The 23,917-nt window shown below is 69.9% G+C and carries 21 protein-coding genes and 1 pseudogene; 18 read left to right on the top strand and 4 right to left on the bottom strand.

Features of this window, described 5'->3' with window-relative positions; all coding sequences use genetic code 11:
- Positions 1–136 precede the first annotated feature (136 nt).
- The 3 genes from pheS to AB8M85_RS16555 all read left to right on the top strand — a co-directional run bounded on the left by pheS (position 137) and on the right by AB8M85_RS16555 (position 5,066).
- Positions 137–1,222 (top strand): phenylalanine--tRNA ligase subunit alpha, encoded by a 1,086-nt coding sequence (gene pheS / locus AB8M85_RS16565; RefSeq protein ID WP_372699941.1) that lies wholly within the window; start codon positions 137–139, stop codon positions 1,220–1,222.
- Positions 1,223–1,224: 2 nt separating this feature from the next.
- Complete coding sequence (gene pheT / locus AB8M85_RS16560) at positions 1,225–3,768, top strand: phenylalanine--tRNA ligase subunit beta (protein ID WP_372699940.1); 2,544 nt, start codon at positions 1,225–1,227, stop codon at positions 3,766–3,768.
- A gap of 275 nt (positions 3,769–4,043) precedes the next feature.
- The gene (locus AB8M85_RS16555) at positions 4,044–5,066 is read left to right on the top strand and encodes an Abi family protein (RefSeq protein ID WP_372699939.1); all 1,023 of its coding nucleotides are present in this window, start codon (positions 4,044–4,046) and stop codon (positions 5,064–5,066) included.
- A gap of 74 nt (positions 5,067–5,140) precedes the next feature.
- Here AB8M85_RS16555 and AB8M85_RS16550 read toward each other — a convergent pair whose 3' ends face one another.
- From AB8M85_RS16550 to AB8M85_RS16540, 3 genes and pseudogenes are all read right to left on the bottom strand, one after another.
- Positions 5,141–5,719: an aminoacyl-tRNA deacylase gene (locus AB8M85_RS16550; protein WP_372700010.1), complete on the bottom strand. Its 579-nt coding sequence runs from the start codon at positions 5,717–5,719 to the stop codon at positions 5,141–5,143.
- A 12-nt stretch (positions 5,720–5,731) separates the two neighbouring features.
- Positions 5,732–6,244: pseudogene (locus tag AB8M85_RS16545) on the bottom strand (DUF2087 domain-containing protein); the annotation flags it as partial.
- 2 nt (positions 6,245–6,246) lie between these two features.
- Entirely contained in the window at positions 6,247–7,233 is a 987-nt protein-coding gene (locus AB8M85_RS16540) for a quinone oxidoreductase (protein ID WP_372699938.1), read from the bottom strand.
- A 134-nt stretch (positions 7,234–7,367) separates the two neighbouring features.
- On the opposite strand from AB8M85_RS16540, the gene argC reads away from it, so the two are divergent.
- The 8 genes from argC to AB8M85_RS16500 all read left to right on the top strand — a co-directional run bounded on the left by argC (position 7,368) and on the right by AB8M85_RS16500 (position 14,289).
- Complete coding sequence (argC, locus tag AB8M85_RS16535) at positions 7,368–8,399, top strand: N-acetyl-gamma-glutamyl-phosphate reductase (RefSeq protein WP_372699937.1); 1,032 nt, start codon at positions 7,368–7,370, stop codon at positions 8,397–8,399.
- Entirely contained in the window at positions 8,396–9,607 is a 1,212-nt protein-coding gene (gene argJ / locus AB8M85_RS16530) for a bifunctional glutamate N-acetyltransferase/amino-acid acetyltransferase ArgJ (protein WP_372699936.1), read from the top strand. The genes argC and argJ overlap by 4 nt, the downstream gene beginning before the upstream one ends.
- A gap of 7 nt (positions 9,608–9,614) precedes the next feature.
- On the top strand, positions 9,615–10,562 hold the full coding sequence (gene argB, locus AB8M85_RS16525; protein WP_372699935.1) for an acetylglutamate kinase: 948 nt from the start codon (positions 9,615–9,617) through the stop codon (positions 10,560–10,562).
- The gene (locus tag AB8M85_RS16520; protein ID WP_372699934.1) at positions 10,559–11,860 is read left to right on the top strand and encodes an acetylornithine transaminase; all 1,302 of its coding nucleotides are present in this window, start codon (positions 10,559–10,561) and stop codon (positions 11,858–11,860) included. Before argB ends, AB8M85_RS16520 begins: the two co-directional genes overlap by 4 nt.
- Entirely contained in the window at positions 11,857–12,834 is a 978-nt protein-coding gene (gene argF / locus AB8M85_RS16515; RefSeq protein ID WP_372699933.1) for an ornithine carbamoyltransferase, read from the top strand. The genes AB8M85_RS16520 and argF overlap by 4 nt, the downstream gene beginning before the upstream one ends.
- On the top strand, positions 12,831–13,346 hold the full coding sequence (locus AB8M85_RS16510) for an arginine repressor (protein WP_372699932.1): 516 nt from the start codon (positions 12,831–12,833) through the stop codon (positions 13,344–13,346). The genes argF and AB8M85_RS16510 overlap by 4 nt, the downstream gene beginning before the upstream one ends.
- Positions 13,347–13,486: 140 nt before the next feature.
- Positions 13,487–13,939 carry an SRPBCC domain-containing protein gene (locus tag AB8M85_RS16505; protein ID WP_372699931.1) on the top strand — a complete coding sequence of 151 codons (453 nt, stop codon included), beginning with the start codon at positions 13,487–13,489 and terminating at the stop codon, positions 13,937–13,939.
- Positions 13,936–14,289 carry an ArsR/SmtB family transcription factor gene (locus AB8M85_RS16500; RefSeq protein ID WP_372699930.1) on the top strand — a complete coding sequence of 118 codons (354 nt, stop codon included), beginning with the start codon at positions 13,936–13,938 and terminating at the stop codon, positions 14,287–14,289. The genes AB8M85_RS16505 and AB8M85_RS16500 overlap by 4 nt, the downstream gene beginning before the upstream one ends.
- On the opposite strand, the gene AB8M85_RS16495 is transcribed toward AB8M85_RS16500, so the two are convergent.
- Positions 14,286–14,759: an ankyrin repeat domain-containing protein gene (locus tag AB8M85_RS16495; protein ID WP_372699929.1), complete on the bottom strand. Its 474-nt coding sequence runs from the start codon at positions 14,757–14,759 to the stop codon at positions 14,286–14,288. The genes AB8M85_RS16500 and AB8M85_RS16495 overlap by 4 nt on opposite strands.
- A 126-nt stretch (positions 14,760–14,885) precedes the next feature.
- On the opposite strand from AB8M85_RS16495, the gene AB8M85_RS16490 reads away from it, so the two are divergent.
- The 7 genes from AB8M85_RS16490 (at position 14,886) to tyrS (ending at position 23,281) form a co-directional block, all read left to right on the top strand.
- A complete protein-coding gene (locus tag AB8M85_RS16490; protein ID WP_372699928.1) occupies positions 14,886–16,094 on the top strand; it encodes an argininosuccinate synthase in 1,209 nt (402 codons plus the stop codon).
- A 2-nt stretch (positions 16,095–16,096) separates the two neighbouring features.
- Positions 16,097–17,518, top strand: a complete 1,422-nt coding sequence (argH, locus tag AB8M85_RS16485) for an argininosuccinate lyase (protein ID WP_372699927.1) — start codon at positions 16,097–16,099, stop codon at positions 17,516–17,518.
- Between the two features lie 63 nt (positions 17,519–17,581).
- Positions 17,582–18,331, top strand: a complete 750-nt coding sequence (locus tag AB8M85_RS16480) for a maleylpyruvate isomerase family mycothiol-dependent enzyme (protein WP_372699926.1) — start codon at positions 17,582–17,584, stop codon at positions 18,329–18,331.
- Entirely contained in the window at positions 18,328–19,029 is a 702-nt protein-coding gene (locus AB8M85_RS16475; protein WP_372699925.1) for a DNA-3-methyladenine glycosylase, read from the top strand. Before AB8M85_RS16480 ends, AB8M85_RS16475 begins: the two co-directional genes overlap by 4 nt.
- A 30-nt stretch (positions 19,030–19,059) precedes the next feature.
- Complete coding sequence (locus AB8M85_RS16470; protein WP_372700009.1) at positions 19,060–19,575, top strand: adenine phosphoribosyltransferase; 516 nt, start codon at positions 19,060–19,062, stop codon at positions 19,573–19,575.
- Positions 19,576–19,647: 72 nt separating this feature from the next.
- The gene (locus AB8M85_RS16465; RefSeq protein ID WP_372699924.1) at positions 19,648–21,930 is read left to right on the top strand and encodes a UvrD-helicase domain-containing protein; all 2,283 of its coding nucleotides are present in this window, start codon (positions 19,648–19,650) and stop codon (positions 21,928–21,930) included.
- Positions 21,931–21,961: 31 nt separating this feature from the next.
- Positions 21,962–23,281: a tyrosine--tRNA ligase gene (gene tyrS, locus AB8M85_RS16460; protein ID WP_372699923.1), complete on the top strand. Its 1,320-nt coding sequence runs from the start codon at positions 21,962–21,964 to the stop codon at positions 23,279–23,281.
- Positions 23,282–23,917: the final 636 nt, after the last annotated feature.

The raw sequence follows: 23,917 nt of genomic DNA, 5'->3' as shown, positions 1-23,917 counted from the left end.
AGTGGACCACAAGGCAGCGCAGGTCCACGCATCCGGAGCCGACCCCGCCCTGACATGCATTCGGGCCCATGCGGGCGAACTACTAGACTGGTTGCAGAAACCGGACACCACCCTCGTGAAAAGGCTGCCCACTGCCATGCCAGAACCCACCCCACCCACCGGTGGTTCCCCCGAGGCCGCGACCACGGCCCCGCATCCCACCGACGAGGCCGCCGTCCAGGCGGCGGTCGACGCGGCCCTGGCGGACTTCGCCTCCGCCGGCGACCTCGAGGCCCTCAAGACGGCCCGGCTGGCCCACACCGGGGAGAAGTCCCCGCTGTCGCTGGCCAACCGCGCGATCGGCCAGCTGGACAAGTCGGAGAAGGCCACCGCCGGCAAGCTGATGGGCGCCGCCCGCGGCCGCGTCAACAAGGCGCTCGCCGCACGGACGACCGTGTTGGAGGAGGAACACGCGGCCCGCATCCTCGTCGAGGAAGCCGTCGATGTCACGGCGGCCCCGCACCGCCGTCGTGCCGGTGCCCGGCACCCGCTCTCCACCCTGTCCGAGCGCGTATCCGACATCTTCGTGGGCATGGGCTGGGAAATCGCCGAGGGCCCCGAGGTCGAATCCGAATGGTTCAACTTCGACGCCCTGAACTTCGCCCCGGACCACCCGGCCCGCGAAATGCAGGACACGTTCTTCGTCGACCCGCCCGAATCGCACCTGGTCCTGCGCACCCACACCTCCCCGGTGCAGATGCGCTCGCTGCTCGAACGCGACCTGCCCGTCTACGTGCTCTGCCCCGGCAAGACCTTCCGCACCGACGAACTCGACGCCACCCACACCCCGGTCTTCCACCAGTTCGAGGGCCTGGCCGTGGACAAGGGCCTGACCATGGCCGACCTGCGCGGCACGCTGGAGCACTTCGCCCGGCAGATGTTCGGCGCCGAAGCCGCCATCCGGCTGCGCCCGAATTTCTTCCCCTTCACCGAGCCGTCGGCCGAGATGGACATCTTCCACCCCGGCGCCAAGGGCGGACCGGCGTGGATCGAGTGGGGCGGCTGCGGGATGGTGCACCCCAACGTGCTGCGCGCCGCGGGCGTCGACCCGGAGGTCTACTCCGGTTTCGCCTTCGGCATGGGCATCGAGCGCACGCTCATGTTCCGCAACGACGTCCCGGACATGCACGACATGATCGAGGGCGACATCCGCTTCAGCGAACACTTCGGGATGGAGATCTAGACATGCGCATTCCCCTGTCCTGGTTGCGCGAATACGCGCAGGTACCGGCCGACGCCACGGCCGAAGACGTCATGGCCGACCTGGTGAAGGTCGGCCTCGAGGAGGAGGACGTCCACCGTCCCACCGACACCATCTCCGGGCCCATCGTGGTGGGCCAGGTCCTGTCGCTGGTGAAGGAACCCCAGTCCAACGGCAAGACCATCAACTGGTGCCAGGTCCGCGTGGTGCCCGAGGGCCAGCCGCAGACCCTGACCCACGAGGGCATCGACCCCTCGGGCGTGCAGGGCATCGTCTGCGGCGCGCACAACTTCACCGAGGGCGACAAGGTCGTGGTGACCCTGCCCGGCGCCGTGCTGCCCGGGGACTTCGCCATCAGCGCCCGCAAGACCTACGGCCACCTCTCCGCCGGCATGATCGCCTCGGTCCGCGAGCTGGGCATCGGCGAGGACCACGACGGCATCCTGGTCCTCTCCACCCTGGGGCTGGACCCCGAGGTCGGCTCCGACGCCATGGAGCTGCTGGGCCTGTACGACCAGGCCGCCGAAATCAACGTCACCCCGGACCGCAGCTACTGCTTCTCGATCCGCGGGGTGGCCCGCGAATACGCCCATGCCACCGGAACGTCCTTCACGGATCCGGCCGCCGGCATCACCGTTCCCGCCGCCTCGGGGCCCGGATACCCGGTGCGGATCGCCGACGACGCCGGTGCCTACGCGGCGCCGGGCTGCGACCGCTTCGTCGCCCGGACCGTCACCGGCGTGGACGCCACGCGCCCGACCCCGCCGTGGATGGCCTCGCGCCTGCGCCTGGCCGGGATGCGCTCGATCTCGCTGGTCGTGGACATCTCCAACTACGTGATGCTCGAGCTCGGCCAACCCCTGCACTTCTACGACGCCGACGCGCTCCGCGGTGACATCGTCGTGCGCCGGGCTGCGGCGGGCGAGCAGCTGCAGACCCTGGACGACAAGGTCCGCACCCTGCACGAGCAGGACGTCGTCATCGCCGACGACCGCGGTCCCATCGGCGTCGCCGGCGTGATGGGTGGTGCGGAGACCGAGGTGTCCGCGACGACCACGCGCGTGCTCATCGAGGCGGCGCACTTCAGCCCCATCGCCATCGCCCGCTCCCGCCGCCGCCACAAGCTGCCGTCGGAGGCGTCCAAGCGCTTCGAGCGCGGCGTCGACTGGGAGGTCGCCGACGAGGCCGCCCAGCGGGCCGTCGAGCTGCTCGTCGAGCTGGCGGGCGGCACGGCCGATGACACCGCCACCGATGCGGGCACCCGGCCGGAACCGGCGGTCATCGACCTGCCCGAGGGCTTCGCCTCCCGGCTGATCGGCGTCGACTACACCCCCGAACAGGTCCAGGCCACGCTGGCGGATCTGGGTGCCACCGTCGAGGAGGTCACCGGCGGACTGCGCGTCACCGCGCCGTCCTGGCGCCCGGACCTGCGCATCCGCGAGGACCTGGTGGAGGAGATCGCCCGCCTCGTCGGCTACGACAAGATCCCCGCGACCCTGCCGGTGGCCCCTCCCGGCCGCGGACTGACCCGCACCCAGCAGCAACGCCGCCGCGTGCTGCAGGGCCTGGCCGACGCCGGCCTGGTCGAGGTGCTCAGCTACCCGTTCGCCTCCGCGGCGCAAAACGACACGTTCGGCACGGCGACCGCCGGGCAGGACGTGGCCGCGGTGAAGCTGGCCAACCCGCTCTCGGCCGAGTTCGGGTTCCTGCGCACGAGCATCCTGCCCGGGCTGCTGGAGACCGCCCGCCGGAACCTCTCGCGCGGGTTCCGCGACCTCGCCGTCTACGAGGCCGGGCTGGTGTACCTGCCCGGGGACACGCTCGGGACGCCGGCGATCCCGCCCCTGGGCGTGCGTCCCTCCGACGAGGTCCTGGACGGGCTGGATGCCGGCCTGCCTGACCAGCCCCTGCACATCGGCGCCGTGCTCTTCGGCCACGACGCGGCCCCGGCCGCCGGCTCCACGCCGCGCGCCCATGACTGGGCCTCGGCCCTGGACGTGGCCCGCCTGGTCGGGGACATCCTCGGCGTGGAGATCGTCGTCTCCCAGGGAGGCCACCAGGCGTTCCACCCGGGACGCACCGCAGCCCTGTCGCTGCGCACCGGCGAACACCTCGGCTTCGCCGGCGAGCTGCACCCGAAGCTGCTCGCGGAGCTGGACCTGCCGGCACGCACCGTGGCCATGGAGCTCGACGCCGACGCCCTGTTCGAGGCCGCAGCCGACCTGGTCGTGGCCCGGCCGCTGTCGACCTACCCGCTCTCCACCCAGGACGTGGCTCTGGTCGTGGACCGGGACGTCGTCGCCGGGGACGTGCTGGAGACCCTGCGTCTGGGCGCTGGCGAGCTGCTCGAAGACGTCGCCCTGTTCGACGTCTACCAGGGCCCGGGCATTGAGGAGGGCAAGAAGTCGCTGGCCTTCGGCCTGCGCTTCCGCGCCGCCGACCGGACGCTGACCGCCGACGAGGCCTCCGCGTCGCGTGCTGCGGCTGTCGCCGCGGCCGCCGAGAAGTTCGGCGCCATCCAGCGCTGACCGGCATCGGATACGACGACGGGGCAGGAGACTCCCAGCCGGGAGGTTCCTGCCCTGTATGCCGTCGGCGGGCTTTCCCGGGCCGGTCTCCGTGGTCCGGGGGGCGGCTCAAGCACCGGGCGGATCCGAGAGGTCGGCAACCGTCGCGTTGACGCAGGGGCACGGGGGACATGCCCAGCGTCAGCAGAATGTGCTAGGTTCTAGACATCAGACATCGTCCCCCTCTGAGCTTCGGCTCAAGGGGACGATTTTCGTTCCGCGGTGGACGGTGAAGCGTGGATTACACGAAGGAATTTCAAGACCGCAGAGAGCTCCTCCAAAGACTTGAAACCATGGGCCTTGAAGTTCCAGACCGTCGGGTTGCGCTCGATTGCCTGACGCGTGTGGGCTACTTCCGCTCCGCTGCCTATCGGTATGTGTTCCGCGAGCATCTCGCACCGGAAGACGTCGACGAACGTCTGCGTCAGTACAGAAGGGACACTTATGTCCCGGGTGCCAGTATTGAACACGTGATGAAGCTGGAGGCATTCGACTTTAAGCTGGGGCGCGTTTGCCTGGAAGGACTACTGGACTTCGAAGTTCGGCTGAGGGCGTCCATTGCCCACACCCTCGCAGCCAAGGACGTCGCGGCACATGTGTCGGTCGAGTGCCTCGATCGGCAGAAATGCAATCAGCCAAAAGGTGAAACTACCAAGTTTGAGGCTTGGGTTGAAACTTGCCGTCAGGCTGTTCGAGCGGCGGCCGAAGATGAGGATTTCCTGACACATCACTTGTTGAAATATCCACGGCAAGAGGTTCCCGTTTGGGCTGTGACTGAGGTTTTGAGTTTCGGCAGCTTGCCTTATCTCTTTGATCTCATGGTTTCATCAGACGCACGGGCCGTTGCTCAGTCTTTTGGTTTCACGCATCCGCGAATGTTCGGAGTCGTCATTCGCATGATGGTCGATTTTCGAAATGCAAGCGCCCATGGCCCACGTCTTTTCAACAGAGTATTCAAGCGCGCATTTTCCTTGGGCCCCCACCAGACGAGTGGGGACATGCTGGAGCATCTACTCGCCGCTGAGTTCACTGCAACGCCGAAACCGAAGCAGCGGCTATATATCTATGCAGCCTGTTTGGCGTTCGTGCTCACGTCGCACTCCAGCGGCTCGGCATGGCCCCTGGCCTTCAAAACACAGTTGAGAAAGTTCCACGTCGACGTGCGTGCCGAAGATGGAGCTGATCTCGTATCGCCATACCTCAGTATGGGATTCCCCCGAAACTGGGAAGATTTGGCGTTATGGAAGCCCAACACCTGACGACGATTGCGGAATAGCCGCCGACCTCGCGTGAAAGGTGAATGCGGCGCTGAGAATCTGGTCACGCGGCGGCTTCAGACCACTGGCGGGTCCGAGAGGTCCGCGACCGTGGCGTCCAGGGCCCGGAGCGCCTCGTCGGCGTCCAGGGTCAGGCCCACGCCGTGCGCACCGCCGCCGATCGAAATGGTGCGTCCGGTCATCTCCCGGTCCGCGTAGACCGGCAGCGCGCGGGCGGAACCGAACGGGGTGATCGTCCCGCGTTCGTACCCGGTGACGTCCTTCGCCTCGGCGGCGTCGGGCATGGAAAGCCGGTTGGTGCCCAGCAGGGCGCGCAGCTTGGGCCAGGAGAACGTCCGGTCCCCGGGGACCAGGACGAAGACGTGGTCGTCCCCGCTGCGGCGGATGACCAGGGTCTTGATGAGGTCGCGCGGGTCGATGCCGCGGGCCGCGGCGGCTTCGGCGAGGCTGTTGACGCGCCCGTGGCGGGTGGCCGATACCTCGAGTCCAGCGGCGCGGGCCGCTGCCGCCGCCGCGCCGTCGGCGTCGGCGGTGGCTTCCGGTGCCGTGGCTTCCGGCCCTGTGGCCTCGGAGCCGGCGGCCCCGGCTGGCTCCGCTGGGGATCCGCCGGGGGTGTCCTGCGTCGTGCCCGCCAGGCGGTAGCCCGAACCGTCGGGGGAGCGGGACACCAGCCCGGCGTCGACGAGGTAGCGGCGCAACGCCACCGGGTCGGCGGTGAGGTGCCCGAGCCGGTCGGTGGCCTCCGCTTCGGAGAGCTCCTCGGCGGGGGAGAGGGCCTGCTGGGCGGCCCACTCCAGCAGCTGTCGGCGCGGGCCGGGCTTCGCCGGGTAGGTGTGGATGCGGCCCTCGCGAACGAACCGGTCGACGACGTCGTCGCCTGAGGAGGGGCGGACGCCGGCGGCCGGGGCGGCGAGCAGGGCACGCAACCCGGCGGCATCGACCCGCCAGCCATCCTCCCCGTCCGCGGCCAGCAGGCCCGCGGCCGCGAGCCGGGCCAGCCCCTTCTCCCGCCGCCGGTCCGGGACCGTCGTGCCCTGGCGGCGTGCCTCCGCGGTGATCACCTCGGCCAGCAGCAGCCGCTGCTCGGCGTTGGCCAGTGCCGCCAGCACCGGGCGCCAGCCATCGGGGGCCGGCTGCGCCCCGTCGTCGTTCCCTGTCATGGTCAGCTGCGGACCTCTCCGTGGCCGGGGACCAGGATGACCTTGCCGGTGGTGGCGCGCGATTCGAGCGCTGTGTGGGCGGCTCCGGCGTCTTCCAGGGCGAAGCGCTCGCCGACGTCGACCTTCAGCGTGCCGTCGGCGACGAGTCCGAACAGCTCGGAGGAGCGCCAGGTCCGTTCGTCGGCGTCGAGCAGGAAGTCCACGAGCTTGGGCCGGGTCACCGTCAGTGATCCGTGGGCATTGAGCTGCTGCAGGTCGAACGGGGGGACCTGCCCGGAGGCCCCGCCGAACAGGACCAGGGTGCCGCGCGTGCGCAGGGCGTCCAGCGAGCCCTCGAAGGTTTCCTTGCCGATGCCGTCGTAGACCACCTCCACGCCGCGCCCGCCGGTCAGCTCGCGCACCCGGTCGGGGACCTCGTCGTAGGCCAGCACGTGGTCGGCCCCGGCGGCCCGGGCCAGCTCGGCCTTCTCGGGGGTGGAGGTGGTGGTGATGACCGTGGCGCCGCGGAGCTTGAGCAGCTGGATGAGCAGCTGGCCGACCCCGCCGGCGCCGGCGTAGGTCAGCACGGTGTCGCCGGGCTGGACGCGGTAGCTGTTGTTGATCAGGTAGTGGGCGGTCATCCCCTGCAGCGGCAGGGCGGCGGCCACCTCGTCGGAGACGCCCTCGGGGACGGGCAGCGCCTTGTCCGCGTCGAGCAGCATGTACTCGGCGTAGCTGCCCGACCCCTCGGCCGTGGCCACGCGGTCGCCGACGGAGAACCCGGTCACGTCCGGCCCGGTCTCCTCCACGGTTCCCGCGCCCTCGGATCCGGGCACGAGGGGATAGGAGACCTGGTAGACGCCGGAGCGCTGGTAGGTTTCAATGAAGTTGACCCCGGCTGCGGCGACGCGGACCAGCAGCTGGCCGGGCCCGGGGACCGGCCGGTCGACCTCGACGCGTTCGAAGACGTCGGGGCCACCCGCGTGGGGGACCTGCAGGGCATAGGGCATGGTGGACTCCTTCGTGTGCGGTCGTTGACCTCACTGTAGGCCGTCCGGTCGGCAGCCCGCAGCCCGCGGCGACACCGGAACCCGCGATGAATAATTATTAGCCATAGTGCATAACTTCGTTGTAGACTGCCCCCATGAGTATTTCGGTAGCCGTTTCCGGGGCCAGTGGATATGCGGGCGGCGAGGTGCTGCGCCTGCTCGCCCACCACCCCGACGTGACCATCGGGGCCATCACCGCGCACAGCAACGCCGGCCAGCGGCTCGGGGCCCTGCAGCCGCACCTGCACGCGCTCGCCGACCGCACCCTGGTGGACACCACCGCCGAACAGCTGGCCGGGCACGACGTCGTCTTCCTCGCCCTGCCGCACGGGGCCAGCGCGGCGATCGCCGCGCAGCTGCCGGCCGACACCCTCGTCATCGACGCCGGGGCCGACCACCGGCTCGAATCCCCGGCCGCCTGGGAGAAGTTCTACGGCGGGGACCACGCCGGGCACTGGCCCTACGGGTTGCCCGAACTGCCCGGCCACCGCGCGAAGCTGCGCGGCGCCACCCGCATCGCCGTCCCCGGCTGCTACCCGACCTCCGCCCAGCTGGCCCTGGTCCCGGGCTTCACCGCCGGCCTGCTCGAGGCCCACGACGTCGTCATCGTCTCCGCCTCCGGGACCTCGGGGGCCGGCAAGTCGCTCAAGCCCCACCTGCTCGGCTCCGAGGTCATGGGCGGGATGAGCCCCTACGGGGTGGGCGGCGGACACCGCCACACCCCGGAAATGGAACAGGGCTTCGGCGCCGCCGCCGGCGAACCGGTCAGCGTCTCCTTCACCCCGACCCTGGCCCCGATGGCCCGCGGCATCCTGGCCACCGCCACCGCACGCGTCAAGCCCGGCACCGACGCCGCGACGCTGCGCGCGGCCTGGGAGGCCGCCTACGCCGACGAGCCCTTCGTCCACCTGCTGCCCGAGGGCCAATGGCCGGCCACCAAGGCCGTCCAGGGCTCCAACCACGCCACCGTGCAGCTGGCCTACGACGAACACGCCGGCCGCGTCATCGTGGTCTGCGCCATCGACAACCTCGTCAAGGGCACCGCCGGCGGCGCCGTGCAGTCCATGAACATCGCCCTGGGACTGCCCGAAACCCGCGGACTCGAACTGGAAGGCATCGCACCATGACCACCCCCGCAGGACACCAGCCGCCAGCCGCCGCGCCCGCCGGCCAGGGCGTGACCGCCGCCTCCGGCTTCCGGGCCACCGGCGTCACCGCCGGGCTCAAGGCCTCCGGCACGCCCGACCTCGCCCTGGTCGTCAACGACGGACCACTGAAGCACGCCGCCGCCGTCTTCACCTCCAACCGCGTCGCCGCGGCCCCGGTGCACTGGTCACGCCAGGCCATCGGCGACGGCCGGGCCGACGCCGTCATCCTCAACTCCGGCGGCGCCAACGCCTGCACCGGCCCCCAGGGCTTCCAGAACACCCACGCCACCGCCGAGGCCACGGCCGCGGCACTGGGCATCAGCGCCGGGGACGTGCTGGTCTGCTCCACCGGGCTCATCGGCGAACAACTGCCCATGGACAAAATCCACGCCGGCATCACCGCCGCCTCCACCGCCCTGGGCGAGGGCTCGAGGAACGACGGCGGTGCTGCCGCGGCCACCGCGATCATGACCACCGACACCGTGGCCAAGCAGGCCGGCTTCGCCGGGACCGGATACGTCATCGGCGGCATGGCCAAGGGCGCCGGAATGCTCGCCCCCGGGCTGGCCACCATGCTCGTGGTCATCACCACCGACGCGGAGCTGGAACCGGCCGAACTGGACACCGCCCTGCGCGCGGCCACCCGGGTCAGCTTCGACCGCGCCGACTCCGACGGCTGCATGTCCACCAACGACACCGTCATCCTGCTGGCCTCCGGGGCCTCCGGCACCCGCCCCGACACCGCCGAATTCACCGCAGGGCTCACCGGGCTCTGCACCGACCTGGCCCGCCAGCTCATCGCCGACGCCGAGGGGGCGGCCCACGAGATCAGCATCCGCGCCTTCAACGCCGCCTCCGAGGACGACGCCGAGGAAGTCGCCCGCGCCGTGGCCCGGTCCAACCTGTTCAAGACCGCGATCTTCGGCCAGGACCCCAACTGGGGCCGCGTGCTCTCCGCCGTGGGCACCACCGGCGCCGCCTTCGAGGCCGACCGGCTGGACGTGGCCATCAACGGGGTGCAGGTCTGCCGCTCCGGTGGCATCGGAGAGGACCGGTCCCTGGTCGACCTCTCCGGCCGGGACGTGCTCGTGGAGGTCAACCTCAACGCCGGCACCACCGAGGCCACCATCTGGACCAACGACCTCACCCACGACTACGTGCACGAGAACTCCGCATACTCCAGCTAGGACGACCATGAACACCGAAACCCCCGCCGGCCCCCCGGAAACGCTCTCGGGCGATGCCTGGGACACCGCGCACCGCAAGGCCGAGGCGCTCATCGAGGCGCTGCCGTGGATCCAGCACTTCGCCGGAACCACCATGGTCGTCAAATACGGCGGCAACGCCATGGTCAACGACGACCTGCGCCGGGCCTTCGCCGAGGACATCGTCTTCCTGCACCACGTGGGGATCCACCCCGTCGTCGTCCACGGGGGAGGCCCGCAAATCAGCTCCATGCTCGAACGCCTGGGCATCGAGTCCGAATTCCGCGGCGGTCTGCGCGTGACAACCCCCGAGGCCATGGACGTCGTGCGCATGGTGCTCACCGGCCAGGTCGGACGCGAACTGGTCGGCCTGATCAACTCGCACGGCCCGTATGCGGTCGGGCTCTCCGGCGAGGACGGCGCCCTGCTCCGGGCCGTCCGGACGGGGACGGTCGTCGACGGCGAGGCCGTGGACCTCGGCCTCGTCGGCGAGGTCACCGGCGTGGAACCGCGCGCCCTGGTCGACCTGCTGGGCGCCGGGCGCATCCCGGTCATCTCCACGATCGCCCCCGAGGTGGGGGACGACGGCGAGCCGACCGGCCAGGTGCTCAACGTCAACGCCGATACCGCCGCCGCCGCGGTCGCCTCGGCCCTGGGGGCCTCCAAGATGGTCATCCTCACCGACGTCGAGGGCCTCTACTCGGACTGGCCCGACAGGTCCTCGCTGGTCTCCTCGTTGACGGCCACCGAACTGCGCCGGCTGATGCCGCGGCTGGAATCGGGCATGATCCCCAAGATGGAGGCCTGCCTCCAGGCCGTCGAGGAAGGCGTCGAACGCGCCCACATCGTCGACGGGCGCCAACCCCACTCGATGCTGCTGGAGGTCTTCACCTCCGCCGGCGTCGGCACCCAGGTCGTCCCGGAGGAACAGCCATGAGCACACCCGCACCGCAACCCGAGCACGGCACCGGCACACCGCCGTCGTACCCGCTGGCCGAGGCCGGCGAACTGTCCCAGCTGCAGGGCCTGCACTCCGCCGAGCTCACCGAGCGCTACAACGCCTCGCTGATGGGCGTCTTCGGCACCCCGCAACGCGTGCTGGTGCGCGGATCCGGCTGCGTCGTCTGGGACGCCGATGGACGCGAGTACCTGGACCTGCTCGGCGGCATCGCGGTCAACGCGCTGGGCCACGCGCACCCGTTCCTCACCTCCGTGGTCTCCAGCCAGCTGGCCACCCTGGGGCACGTCTCGAACTTCTTCACCAGCCCCACGCAGATCGCCTTGGCCGAGAAGCTGCTGGCGCTGGCCCAGGCGCCGGCCGGGTCGAAGGTCTTCTTCGCAAACTCCGGGACCGAGGCCAACGAGGCCGCGTTCAAGCTCGCCCGGCGCAACGACGGGGCCGGCACCGGCACGCCGCGCACGCGCATCATCGCGCTCGAAAACGCCTTCCACGGCCGCTCGATGGGCGCCCTGGCCCTGACGTGGAAGCAGGCCTACCGCGAGCCCTTCGAACCGTTGCCCGGGGGAGTGGAATGGGTGCCCGCCGGAGACGTCGAGGCGCTGCGCGCCGCGGTCGACGAGAGTGTCTGCGCCGTCTTCATCGAACCGATCCAGGGCGAGGCCGGGGTGCGCGGCTACCCCGAGGGCTACCTGCAGGCGGCCCGGGAGATCACCCGCGCTGCCGGCGCGTTGCTGGTGATCGACGAGGTCCAGACCGGCATCGGCCGGACCGGGGCGTGGTTCGCCTCCGAGGGCATCGAGCCCGATGCCATCACACTGGCCAAGGGCCTGGGCGGCGGCTTCCCGATCGGGGCCCTGCTGACCTTCGGGGAACGGACCTCGTCCCTGCTCTCGGCCGGGCAGCACGGCACTACCTTCGGCGGGAACCCGGCGGCCACCGCGTCGGCCCTGGCGACCCTGCATGTCATCGAGACCCAGGGGCTGCTGGCCCACGTCCGCGAGATGGACCAGCTGCTCACCACCGGGCTCGGGGCCCTCGATTTCGTCTCCGATGTGCGGGCCCACGGCCTGCTCGTCGGGTTCGACCTGGCCGCCGAGGCCGCCCCCGCCGTGGTGCGTGCCGGGCTCGAGGCCGGTTTCATCCTCAATTCCACGGGACCGGCGTCGCTGCGCCTGGCCCCGCCGCTGATCGTCACCGCCGGGCAGCTGCAGCGCTTCATCGAAGCCCTGCCCGGGCTCTACGCCACCGCCACCGCACAGGAGAACCCCACGTGAGCACCCCCACCGTCCGCCATTTCCTCGTCGACACCGACCTGACCCAGGCGGAGCAGGCCGAGGTCCTGGACCTGGCCGCGGCAATGAAGTCCGACCGCTACGGCTACCGGCCCTACGCGGGACCGCAGACCGTCGCGGTCTTCTTCGACAAGACCTCCACGCGCACCCGTGTCTCCTTCGCCGCCGGGATCACCGAACTCGGCGGATCCCCGCTGGTCATCAACGCCGGCGAATCGCAACTGGGCCACAAGGAGTCGATCTCCGATTCGGCCCGCGTACTCTCGCGGATGGTCTCCACGATCGTCTGGCGCACCTACGCCCAGGCCGGCCTGGAGGAGATGGCCGCCCAGAGCGACGTCCCGGTGGTCAACGCGCTCTCCGACGACTACCACCCCTGCCAGCTGCTGGCCGACCTGCTGACCATCCGCGAACACAAGGGGGCCCTGGCCGGGCTCTCCATGGCCTACCTGGGCGATGCCGCCAACAACATGGCCAACTCCTACCTGCTGGCCGGGGTGACGGCGGGCATGGACGTGCGCATCGCCGGACCCGAGGGGTACCTTCCCGACGAGGCAGTGGTCACCGCCGCCCGGGCCCGCGCCGCCGAGACCGGCGGATCGGTGACGATCACCACCGACGCCGCCCAGGCGCTGTCCGGAGCCGACGTCGTCGCCACCGACACCTGGGTCTCCATGGGCCAGGAGGACGAGAAGGCCCAACGCGTGGAGCTCTTCGGCGCCTATCGCGTCGACGAGGCGGCCATGGCGCACGCCGCCGACGATGCGATCGTGCTGCACTGCCTGCCCGCCTACCGCGAATACGAGATCGCCGCCGAGGTCATCGACGGTCCCCAGTCGGTGGTGTGGGACGAGGCGGAAAACCGCCTGCATGCCCAGAAGGCCCTCATGGCCTGGCTCATGGCCGCCTCCGGACAGGCCGAGGTCGCCGGCATCGGGGACGGGGCCCGACGATGAGCGTCCCAGCGGGCAGCCAGCCCACCACGAAGATCGCCCGGCAGGCGCGCATCAAGGCCATCCTCGGCGCCGGGTCGGTGCGTTCCCAGGCGGAGCTGGCCTCGCTGCTGGCGGCCGACGGCGTGCAGGTCACCCAGGCCACGCTGTCCCGGGACCTCGTCGAGCTCGGAGCCATCCGGGTCCGCGGGACCGAGGGCGGACTGGTCTACGCACTGCGCTCCGAGGGCGGGGACCGTGCCCCCCAGACCGGCATCACCCAGGAGGTGCTGGATGCCCGCCTGGCCAAGCTCTCGGCCGACCTGATCGTCACCGCGGAGGCCTCGGCGAACATCGTGATCCTGCGGACCCCGCCCGGGGCGGCCAACTTCCTGGCCCTGTCGATCGACCACTCGGTCATGCCCGACGTTCTGGGCACCATCGCCGGGGACGACACCGTGATGCTGATCACCCGCGATCCCGACGGCGGCGCCGACGTGGCCGCGCGCTTCCTGGAGCTGGCGAACCCGCAGTAGCAGGGGCCGCAGTAGCAGGGCGCCGCACTCGTGCGCCGGGGCCTTGTCCCCGCGGCCCTTGTCCTCGCCGGCCTGATGTGCAAGCATTTACTTGCACATCAAGTCCGGCACCTGCCGGGCACCGACGAGAGGCCAGGGCCATGGACGAGAACCTTCCCGACAGCATCACCCGTTCGATCGACATCGACGCGCCCGCCGAGCGCGTCTGGGCCCTGGTCTCGGAACCGGGCTGGTTCATCAACGACGGCGAGTACCGCGTGCACCGCATCGAGGTCGACGGGGGCGTCGCCACCGTCCACGATCCCGTCCACGGGGCCTTCGCCCTCCGCACGGAAACGCTGGAACCACCGCGCTACGCCGCCTTCCGCTGGCTCGGCGGCACACCCGGGGGAGGAGCCGACACCCAGGAGGCGACGCTGGTGGAATTCCGCATCGAGGACCTGCGCGGGGGCGGTGTGCGGCTAACCGTGACCGAGAGCGGCTTCGCGGGCCTGCCCGGGAGCGCGGACGAGCGACGGCGCGCCGTCGAGGAGAACAGTGCCGGGTGGGACCAGGAGCTGCAGGTGGCCCGCAGCCACCTGGCGGCCGCGTGAGCGGTCCCGGCGCGGCGGCGGTCTTCGCGGCCCTGGGCGACCCGGTCCGCCAGCGGCTGCTTGATCTGCTCGCCGCCGGCCCGGCAACGGCCTCCCAGCTGCACCCTGCAGTAGGCATCACCCGGCAGGCGGTGGCCCAGCAACTGGCGGTCCTGCAGGACGCGGGACTGGTCTCCCGGCAGCGCCACGGCCGGGAGGTGCGCTTCGCCGTGGTCCCCGCGGGCCTGGCCCCGGCGCGGGAGCACCTGGACCGCCTGGGCGCGGCCTGGGAGGACCACTTGGCCGCCATCAAGCGGGCGGCCGAGGGCTATGCGGCCGGGGCGGGGCAGGTCCAGGGCCAAGGGCGCTAGGCGACCGGCGCCGGCGGGGTGGTGTCGCCGTCGTTCCCGTTCCCGAGGTATCCGTCGATCAGTTCGCGCATGGCGGGCAGGTCGAACATCTCGGTGACGGCCAGGGCGTTCTGCTGGCCGAGCCGTGGGTCGGCGCCGGCCTCCAGCAGGAACCGCGTCAGCTCCTCGTTCTGCCGGAACACGGCGCAGGTCAGCGCCGACTGGCCCTTGTCGTTGAGCCGGTCGACGGTCGCCCCGCGCTCGACCAGGGAGCGGGCCAGCTCGTTGTGGCCGTTGTAGGAGGCCAGGATCAACAGCGTGTCGCCCTTGTGGTCGGTCAGGTCCGCCGGCAGCCCCTGCTCGATCAGTGCCAGGAGCTTCGCGGCTTCACCTTGACGGGCGAGGTCGAAGGTGGAATGAAGGAAAGCCAGTTCCTCGTCGGTGAGTTCCGGCGTCGGCTGGTCTGCGGGCTGTTCTGCTGGCTCGTTCATGGTCGCCAGCCTACCGGCCATCGGAGCGCACATTGCATAGGCTGCATAATTATGTAGACTAATGAATAAGAAACGAATATGCCGGACGCGGAGCAGCGCCGGTCCCCATTCCCAGAGGAGAACACCGTGAAGGAACGCATTGTCCTGGCCTACTCCGGCGGCCTGGATACGTCCGTGGCCATCGGCTGGATCGGCGAAGCCACCGGCGCCGAGGTCATCGCCGTGGCGGTCGACGTCGGACAGGGCGGGGAATCCCTCGAAACCGTCCGCGACCGCGCCCTGGGCTGCGGCGCCGTCGAGGCCTACGTGGCCGACGCCCGCGACGAGTTCGCCAACGAGTACTGCATGCCCACCCTGCAGGCCGGCGCCCTCTACCAGGACCACTACCCGCTGATCTCGGCGATCTCCCGCCCGGTCATTGTCAAGCACCTGGTCACCGCCGCCAAGCAGTTCGGCGCAACCACCGTCGCCCACGGCTGCACCGGCAAGGGCAACGACCAGGTCCGCTTCGAGGTCGGCATCCAGACCCTCGGCCCGGACCTGAAGTGCATCGCCCCGGTCCGCGACCTGGCCCTCACCCGCGACAAGGCCATCGACTACGCGGAGAAGAACAACCTGCCGATCGAGACCACCAAGAAGAACCCGTTCTCGATCGACCAGAACGTCTGGGGCCGCGCTGTGGAGACCGGCTACCTCGAGGACATCTGGAACGCCCCGACCAAGGACGTCTACAGCTACACCGATTCCCCGGAGTTCCCGCCGGCACCCGACGAGGTCACCGTCACCTTCCGCGAGGGCATCCCGGTGGCCATCGACGGCGTGGCCGTCACCCCGCTGGAGGCCATCGAGCAGATGAACCGGCGCGCCGGCGCCCAGGGCATCGGCCGGATCGACATCGTCGAGGACCGCCTGGTGGGAATCAAGTCCCGCGAGATCTACGAGGCCCCGGGCGCCATGGCCCTCATGGAGGCCCACAAGCACCTCGAGAACATCACCGTCGAGCGCGAGCAGGCCCGCTTCAAATCCACCGTCTCCCAGCGGTGGAGCGAACTGGTCTACGACGGCCAGTGGTTCTCCCCGCTGAAGCGCTCGCTGGACACGTTCGTGGCCGACACACAGCGTTACGTCAACGGCGACATCCGCATGGTCATGCACGGCGGGCGCGCCGTCGTCGAGGGCCGCCGCTCGGAGACCGGGCTGTACCGCTTCGACCTGGCCACCTACGACACCGGCGACGCCTTCGACCAGTCCAGCGCCCGCGGGTTCATCGACATCTTCGGCCTCTCGGCCAAGGTCGCCACCGAGCGCGACGAGCGCGTGGCCGAGGGCAAGTAGCCATGCCCGAGGCACACGGCACCAACGAGGGCGCACTGTGGGGCGGCCGGTTCTCCGGCGGCCCCGCGGACGCCCTCGCGGCCCTGAGCAAGTCGACCGACTTCGACTGGCGGCTGGCCCGCTACGACATCGCCGGCTCCCGCGCCCACGCCCGCGTCCTGCACACCGCCGGCCTGCTGGACGAGGCCGAGCTGCAGGGCATGATCGCCGCGCTGGACCAGCTCGAATCCGACGTCACCGACGGCACCTACACCGCCGCGGACTCCGACGAGGACGTGCACGGTTCGCTCGAGCGCGGCCTGATCGAACGCGCCGGTCCGGCACTGGGCGGCAAGCTGCGCGCCGGACGCTCGCGCAACGACCAGATCGCCACGCTGGGACGGATGTTCCTGCGCGACCACGCCCGGGTCATCGCGGCCGGCGTGCTGGCCACCATCGACGCGCTGATCGAGCAGGCCGAAGCGCACCCGGAGGCGGCCATGCCGGGCCGCACCCACCTGCAACACGCCCAACCGGTGCTGCTGGGACACCACCTCCTCGCCCATGCCTGGGCCCTGCTGCGCGACGTGCAGCGGCTGGCCGACTGGGACCGCCGCGCCGCGGTCTCCCCGTACGGCTCCGGCGCCCTGGCCGGATCCTCGCTGGGGCTTGACCCGAACGCCGTCGCCGCCGACCTGGGCTTCGATTCGGCGACCTGGAACTCGATCGACGGCACCGCCGGGCGCGATGTCTTCGCCGAGTACTCCTGGGTTGCCGCGATGATCGGGGTGGACCTGTCCCGGATCTCCGAGGAGGTCATCCTCTGGGCGACCAAGGAGTTCTCCTTCGTCACGCTGCACGACTCGTACTCCACGGGCTCGTCGATCATGCCGCAGAAGAAGAACCCCGACGTCGCCGAGCTGGCCCGCGGCAAGGCCGGGCGCCTGATCGGCGACCTGACCGGGCTGCTGGCCACGCTCAAGGGCCTGCCGCTGGCCTACAACCGGGACCTGCAGGAGGACAAGGAGCCGGTGTTCGACGCCACCGACACCCTGGAGCTGCTGCTTCCGGCCGTCTCGGGGATGATCGCCACGCTGGAGTTCAACACGCCGCGCATGGCCGAGCTGGCCCCGCTGGGCTTCGCCCTGGCCACCGACATCGCCGAATGGCTGGTCCGCCAGGGCGTGCCGTTCCGCGACGCGCACGAGCTCTCCGGAGCGGCGGTCCGCCAGGCCGAATCGCGCGGTGTCGAACTCTGGGACCTGACGGACGGGGAATTCGCCGCGATCTCCCCGGAGCTGACCCCCGCGGTCCGCGAGGTTCTGAGCACCGCCGGCTCGCTGGGTTCGCGCTCCTCGCAGGGCGGCACGGCGCCATCAGCCGTCGCCGCACAGCTGGCCGCACTGAAGGAGCAGCTGGAACCGCTGCGCGACTTCGCCGCCTGACCCGGCACCACCACCACAGCTACCGCCGTCGTCCCCGCTGGACGACGGCGGTAGTCTGCTGTCATGACACAGCCCACCACCACGTCGCTGGCCGCTGCCGTCCACGACGCCACCGCCCAGGCCCGCACCGCGCTCGGCGCGCTCGCCTCCGGGGACTTCGCCGCCCCGTCCTCCCTGCCTGGCTGGAGCAACGCCCAGCTGCTGGCCCACCTCGACGGGGTGTCCCGCGCCCTGGCCCGGCAGCTGGCCTACGCCGCGCGGGGCGAACGCATCGGCTTCTACGACGGCGGGGTCGACGGCCGCAACGAGCGGATCGAGCTGGGCGCCCTGCAGCAGCCCGCCGCACTTGCGGCCCAGGTCCGCCAGGGGCTGGACCTGCTCGACGAGGCCATCACCGACATCCCCGCCGGCGGCTGGGACGCCGCGACCAGCTTCCGCGGCGAGGGCACCGTCACCGACTGCGTGCTGGCCGCCTGGCGCGAGGTCCTCATCCACGCCACCGACCTGGGCACCACGGCGACGCTCGCCGACTGGCCCACGGAATTCTCGGCCCACCTCTTCGACTTCCTGTCCCTGCGCGTGCCCTCCGATGCGCGCCTGCTCCTGCAGCCCACCGGACGCCCGCCCCTGACGCTGGGCGACACACTGGGCGAGGGGGCCACCGGCTACGTCGTCACCGGCATGGAGTTCGACCTCGCCGCCTGGCTCGCCGGCCGCGAACCCTCCGGGCCGGTCCGCGCGACCGCCTCGGCCGACAGCGTCGACCTGCCCGAGCTGCTGCCCTGGCCCTCAGGGCTGGCCACCGCACCGTGACCGGCACGGACCCGCAGCTGGCTCGCACCGCACTGGAGGTGGCCCCGCTGCTGCTGGGCACCGTGCTCACCGTGCACCGGGACGGGTCAGCCGTCGCGGTCCGGATCACCGAGGTCGAGGCGTACGAGGGCGAGTCTGACCCCGGCTCCCACGGTTTCCGCGGCCGTACGGCCCGCAACGCCTCGCTCTTCGGCCCGCCCGGGACGCTGTATTGCTACTTCACCTACGGAATGCACCACTGCGCCAACATCGTCTGCGGCACCGAGGGCCGGGCCTCGGCGGTGCTGCTGCGCGGCGGGGAAATCGTCGCGGGGGAGCAGAGGGCCCGGGAACGACGGCGGAACCCCGCCCGGGCGCGGGACCTCGCCAATGGCCCGGCCAAGCTCGCCCAGGCGCTCGGCCTGGACCTGTCCAGCGACGGGATGCACCTCGACACGCAGTACCCCGGCACCAGGCCCGCGGGGACCGGGCACGACGGCGGTGCCTCCCCGGGACCCAGGGCCACCCTGTCGCCGCTGCCCGCCCTGGCGCCGTCGGGGGTGAAGACCGGACCACGGGTCGGCGTCGCCGGCCCCGGGGGCAGCACCGACTACCCCTGGCGGTTCTGGCTCGACGGCGAGGAATCGGTATCGGCCTACCGCGCGGCCACGCCGCGTCGCCGCAGGAAACCGGCTGGAAGGGCTGCCGGCACCGACTAGAGTGGATGGGTGCATTCCACGACCGAGACCATGCCCGAACTCCTGGACCGCCTCTGTGCGATCGTCCCCGACTACCCGCAGCCCGGGGTGTCCTTCAAGGACCTCACGCCCGCCTTCGCCGACGCCGAGGGGTTGCGGCGGATGGTGGACGAGATCATCGCGCCCTTCGCGGGGACCTTTGACGCCGTGGCCGGCCTCGAGGCCCGGGGCTTTGTCCTGGCCGCCGCCGCTGCCTATGCCAGCGGCACCGGCATGGTGACGATCCGCAAGAAGGGCAAGCTGCCGCGGGCCGTCCATTCGGAGGAGTACACCCTCGAGTACGGCACCGCGACACTGGAACTGCACCGCGACGACGTCGCACCCGGCACCCGGGTCCTGGTCCTCGATGACGTGCTGGCCACCGGCGGCACCATCAGCTCGGCCGTGGCCCTGCTGCAGAAGGCCTCGGCGGAAGTCGCGGGCATCGGCGTCGTGCTGGAGCTCGAAGCGCTCGGCGGACGCCGGCGCCTGGACGGGCACCACGTCGTGTCGCTGCAAAAAGTCTGAGCACCACGCGCCAACGGGGGACCGGGCAACCGGTAGACTTGTCGGCCTGCCATTTCGCACCAGGAGGATTCCATGCCGCAGTCACCCTCACCCGCGCCAGAACTCGAGCGGGAGCGTGCCTACGTCTCACGGCTGTACCGGCGCCTTGATGCGCTGCGCGCGGAGAAGACCGAGCAGCTGGCCCGGGTCCGGCGCGGCGGGGCGCAGGGATCGCTGCAGAACATCTCCGAGCGGGATTCGTTCGCGAACCTCTACGAGGACCGCCTGGCCCAGTTGAACGCCGTCGAGGACCGCCTCGTGTTCGGCCGCCTCGACCTGGAGGGACCCGGCGATAATGGCGACGCGCCCAGCCACTACATCGGGCGCATCGGGATGACCGACGAGGACCAGAGCCGGCTCCTGGTCGACTGGCGCGCCCCCGAGGCCGGGGCCTTCTACCAGGCCACCGCCTTCGAACGCCACGGCGTGCGCCGCCGCCGCCACCTGATCCTCAAGGGCCGCAACGTCGTGGCCCTCGAGGACGACGTGCTGGACCCCGAACTGCTGGCCGAGGGAACCTCCCACCAGGGCGAGGGCGCGCTCCTGGCCGCCCTGTCCAGCCGGCGGACCGGCCACATGGCCGACATCGTCAGCACCATCCAGGCCGAACAGGACCGCATCATCCGCTCGCCCTTGCCCGGCGTCCTGGTCGTCCAGGGTGGCCCCGGCACCGGCAAGACGGCCGTTGCCCTGCACCGGGCCGCCTTCCTGCTCTATGAACACCGCGAACGGCTGAAATCAGCAGGCGTGCTCCTGGTCGGGCCCTCCACGGCCTTCATGCGCTACATCGAACGCGTCCTGCCGTCCTTGGGTGAAACCGGGGTTGTCATGTCCTCCGTGGGGCGGCTGATGCCCGGCATCAACGCCGTGCCGGAACACGATCGCGAAGCCGCGCGCATCAAGGGCCAGCTGGGCATGGCCGAGGTCATTGCCCGGGCGGTCGCCAACCGCCAGCGCGTGCCCAACGGGCCCCGCCGGGTGGTCGTGGAGGGAACCCCGCTGACGATCACCCCGCGCCAGGTCCGCCGCGCCCAGGACAAAGCCCGGGCCACGGGCAAGTTGTACAACGAAGCGCGGGCGACATTCGTCAAGGTCATGCTGCGCGAACTCGCCGACCAGTTGCAGGAGAAGCTCGAGGAGTCCTCGGGCACCGGCAACGCGGCCGACCGCTCCTACCTGTTGGAGGACGTCCGGGCCTCCCGGGATGTTCGCATCGCCCTGAACCTCTGCTGGATGCCCATGAGCGCGGAGAAGCTCGTCGGCGACCTCTATTCCAAGCCCGAAATCCTCGCGGCGGTAGCCCCCGAGATGGCCTATGCCGAACGCCGGGCCCTGCTGCGCGGTGCCGATGCTCCGTGGACCGAAGCCGATGTCCCTCTCCTGGACGAAGCCGCCGAACTGCTGGGCGCGTTCGATGCCTCGGTCGGGCGGGAACAGGCCCAGGCCGAGGCGAGCCGCAAGCGCGATCTGGCGAATGCGGAGCAGGCGCTCCAGAACGTCAGCGCCACGTTGGCGGAGATCGGCATCGACGGCTCCGTCAGCGCCGAGGAACTGGCGAACCTCAATGAGGAGACCGGACAGCGTCTCAGCGCCGCCGAACGGGCAGCCAGCGACCGCAACTGGGCCTACGGGCACGTCGTTGTCGACGAGGCCCAGGAACTCTCGCCGATGCAATGGCGCCTGCTGATGCGCCGGTGCCCGCTGAAGTCCTTCACGGTGGTCGGAGATATCGCCCAGGCCAGCTCGGCCGCGAGCGTCGGTAGCTGGTCGGCGGCGATGGAGCCGTTCGTCGGAAGCCGTTTCACGCTCGAGGAACTGACCGTCAACTACCGGACCCCCGTCCAGATCGCCGAGGCAGCAGCGCGCATGGCCCAGGAAGCGGGTCTGGCGGTGTCGACGCCAAAGGCGGTGCGCGACGGGGAATGGCCCCCGGTGGTCGACCGCATCGGGACCGGGGAGCTGGTCTCCGCCACCATGGCCGCCTTGCCCACCGAAATCCGCATCGCCGACGGGGGGCTGGTTGCCGTCATCGTCCCGACCCACCGGATCGACGACGTGCGTGCGACCGTCGTGGGCGAATACGGACGCCGCGTCGGCAGCGGCTCCGGGGCCCTGGACCAGGACATCGTGGTCACGACAGCCACCCAGGCCAAGGGACTGGAATTCGATGTGGTCCTGGTCCTCGAGCCCCAGGAGATCGTCGAGGAGGCGGGGGGCAGCGTGGGGGACCTGTACGTCGCGATGACCCGGGCGACCCAACGGCTGCATGTGCTGGCCGAAGGCAACATTCCCGCCGGAATCGAATCCGGGGACTGATCCACGGTGGCATGCTGCTAGGTTTAATTGCGTGTCAGTCAGTGAATTGAATCCCGCGATTGCGGGACAGCAGAATGATCCCTCCTTCCCCAACATCTGGCAGGAACTGAAGTGGCGTGGCCTGGTCCACGTCTCCACGGACGAAGCCGAGCTGGAACAGATGCTCGCGGGGGAGCCGATCACCTATTACTGCGGATTCGACCCGACGGCGGCCTCGCTGCACCTGGGCAATCTCGTCCAACTGCTGAACATGCGCCGGCTGCAGTTGGCGGGACACCGTCCCCTGGGCCTGGTCGGTGGCTCCACCGGCCTGATCGGTGATCCACGACAGACGGCCGAACGCGTGCTGAACACCAAGGAAACCGTCAACGAATGGGTGGGCCGCCTACAGCGCCAGGTCAGCTGGTTCCTCTCCACCGAGGGCCACAACGCCATGCGGATCGTGAACAACCTGGACTGGACGGCGCCGATGAGCGCCATCGACTTCCTGCGTGAGATCGGAAAGCACTTCCGTGTGGGCACCATGGTCAAGAAGGACATCGTGGCCTCCCGCCTGAACAGCGACGAGGGCATCAGCTACACCGAATTCAGCTACCAGATCCTGCAGGGCATGGACTACCTGGAGCTCTACCGCGAGTACGCCTGTCGGCTGCAGACGGGTGGATCCGACCAGTGGGGAAACCTGACCAGTGGAACCGAATTAATCCGCAAGGTCGAAGGCGCCTCGGTGCACGCCTACGGCACACCACTGATCACCAACTCGGACGGCAGCAAGTTCGGCAAGAGCGAGGGCAACGCCATTTGGCTCGATGCCGAGATGTGCAGCCCCTACGCCTTCTACCAGTTTTGGCTCAACACCGCCGACGCGGATGTGGTCAACCGCTTCAAGGTGTTCACCTTCCGTACGCGCGAGGAAATCGAAGCCATCGAGCGCGAACTGGCGGAACGCCCCTTTGCCCGGGCCGGCCAACGGCAGCTGGCCTACGATGTCACCTCTCTCGTCCATGGAGAGGAAGCCACGGACAAGGTCATTGCGGCTTCGGCTGCGTTGTTCGGCCAGGGTGCGCTCGAGGAACTCGACGAGGACCTGCTGGTGGCGGCAACTGCTGAATTGCCCAGTGCACAGGTTTCCGCGGATGCGCTGTCGGTGATCGACCTGCTGGTGGCCACTGGGTTGTCCGAATCGAAATCCGCTGCCCGCCGCACCGTCGGAGAAGGAGGTGCCTACGTCAACAACCAGAAGTTCTCCGACGTCGATGCAGTTGTTGAACCGGCGGCCCTGCTCCATGGCCGCTACCTGTTGTTGCGGCGCGGCAAGAAGAACCTGGCGATGGTCGAAGTGACCTCCTGACTCGCAGGGTCTGCCCCGGGACCGCTGGCCGGCCCGGCACGGGAGAAGGCCGGTCCGTCGAGACGTGAATCACGTCAGACGGGCCGGCCTTCTTGCTTGCCGGCGGTCGAAGAATGGGGGGCGCCGCAGCGGCAAAACCCACGGAGTTCCGGGGATCCGGGGCGGTTGCCCCATGTAGGAGGGCCGGGACAAGCCGATTTGCGGACACCGCCCGGCGCGTGTAGTGTTTTCTCTTGTCGCCGCCGCTACTGCAGCGGACACGGGAAGCGAAAGCCTCTCGGACAGCGACCGAACCCCTTCAAATATCCCGATGATTTCGAGCGTCTTTTGCACGCCTCGAACCGGGAAAATGAGGGCGGGGAGGCCGAATGGTCGAAATCAAACCGAAAACCTCGATTTGACAACGAACAAACGGACGAATAAATTAGATATGTAGCAACGAAAGAAAAGCAAAAAGAAAACGAATTGAAAGATTCGAAGATTGCTCGGAATCGTTAGCTGTCTGTTGTTTGAGAACTCAATAGTGTGCCATGTTTGTTGACACCGATTTTTTATGAATTGGTGAATGGTTTTTGGTGGGTGCACCCCCGTGTGCCTGCTGAGGACAGTTTGCCGGGATTCTTGTAACTTGGTGCA

It is taken from the genome of Arthrobacter sp. JSM 101049, assembly GCF_041679245.1.
Taxonomy (GTDB): Bacteria; Actinomycetota; Actinomycetes; order Actinomycetales; family Micrococcaceae; genus Arthrobacter_H.
Note: the sequence above shows the minus strand (reverse complement) of the source record. Positions and strands in the feature narration are given on the sequence as shown.